This is a genomic window from uncultured Cardiobacterium sp., from assembly GCF_938028185.1.
Taxonomy (GTDB): domain Bacteria; phylum Pseudomonadota; class Gammaproteobacteria; order Cardiobacteriales; family Cardiobacteriaceae; genus Cardiobacterium.
In genome coordinates, this window is sequence record NZ_CALJAH010000296.1 from 1 (window position 1) to 1,609 (window position 1,609).

Annotated in this window: 1 pseudogene; it reads right to left on the reverse strand. The window is 64.3% G+C overall.

What is annotated here, in order from left to right:
- Positions 1-1,609: pseudogene (locus tag Q0349_RS08735) on the reverse strand (alpha-2-macroglobulin); the annotation flags it as partial.

Sequence of the window (1,609 nt, forward strand, 5' to 3'; positions counted from 1 at the left end):
ATCCAGGGTGAAGGCGGCGATGTGGCGGTCGTCGCGGTTTTCCCGGTACTGGTAGTGGATTTTGCCATCGTCTTCTTCACGGCGGCGGTCGTTGTTGTCTTCTGTTTTCGCACCGTCGTCGCGGTCGTCGCGCAGTGCGCTCAGGGTGATGCCCGCGGGCAGGCGGTAGGTATAGACGAGGTCGCTACTGCTGCCGTAGCGGTCGAGCCTGGCCGGGGTGAAGGTCGCGGTGATGCGGATGTCGGTGTTGTTCGGCAGTTTCGCCGGGTCAAGCACGGTGCTGCCGTCCGCAGTCTCGTAGCGCAGTTCGATGTTCCAGCCGTGGCTGCTCGCTTCGTCCACCGCCGGGGCGTGGAAGTCCTGCGCGTCCAGCCACAGCGGTTGTTTGCCGGGGTTGGTGATGCGCACCGCGCCGTTGTAGTCGCTTTTTTCGAGTTCGGCGAGGGTGATGGTTTTGCCATTGACGGTCACGGTGGTGTCGGCGGCGAGTTTGGGCGCGACGGTGGCGAGGCGTACCAGCCAGGCGAGCTCCTGCGTGCTGAGGTAGCTGTCATGCGCCAGCGCCCGCGTCAGCGCTTCGCGTTCTTCCGCGTACTGTTTGGCGATGGTGTCGGCGGTGTGGTTCGGGTCGTTTTGTACGCTTTGCCACAGGGTTTGCAGTTGGGTAAGGCGGACGAGGTTGTGCGCGGCGAGGCTGACGCGGCTGCTGTAGGGGTAGCTGTCGCTGTTTTCTTTTTCGGTTATGCCGCCAAGGCGCTCGCTTGCCGCCTGGTATTCGCCGAGCAGCGCCAGCGCGGTGGCGATGTCGAGGCTGTCGTTGCGGTCGAGTTTGTCGCCCGCGTCGCGGTGGTAGTGCAGCAGGTTGCCGCGTACGGGTTCGCCGGCGTAGGCGAGGGTGTAGTAAGCGTAGCTGTCATCGTGGGCGCTGTCGCTGCTGTAGCTGCGGTTGGTGTTCGCGCGCAGGTTTTGTAGCAGCCGGGTCAGTTGCACCGGGTTTTGCAGCAGTTCGCGCTGTTGCAGTTGTACGAGCGCTTCGCCGACGTAGGCGGCAAGCCACAGGTTGGGTTCTCCGTTGCCCCAGATGCTGTAAGCACCGTCGTAGTGGGCGAGGTTGGCGAGGCGGTTTTCGGCTTCATGGATGCTGGCGCGGTCTGGCGTTGCCGCACCAATCAGTCCCCACAGTTTGCCGGTGGTTTGTTCGCTGCAGCCGAGCGGGTAGTCCGCCAGTTGTTTTTGGTAACGGTCGGCGTGGTAGGGGATGCCGCTGTTGAGCGCGAGGCGGGCGTCGGCAAGGTCGGTAAATTCGAGGGTTTCGCCCGCAGCCAGGCGGCGGAACTGGTTGCGTACCAGCGGCAGGGTCGGCGGGCGTACCGGGATGCGGCGCTCCAGCGTTTCGTTGTAGTCGCCGCTGATGACTGCCTTGATGTGCGCGTCGCCCGCCTGGTTGCTGCGGTAGGGGTAGCGCAGGGTGATGGCTTCGTTGGCAGCGAGGGTGTGCGCGACGGGCGGCAGGTCGCTGAGGTCGAGTTTGTCGGTTTCGAGCGCGATGTTGAGTTTTTTGGCCTGGCCGGTGGTGTTGTGCAGGCGCAGGGTGAAGACGCCGCTGTCG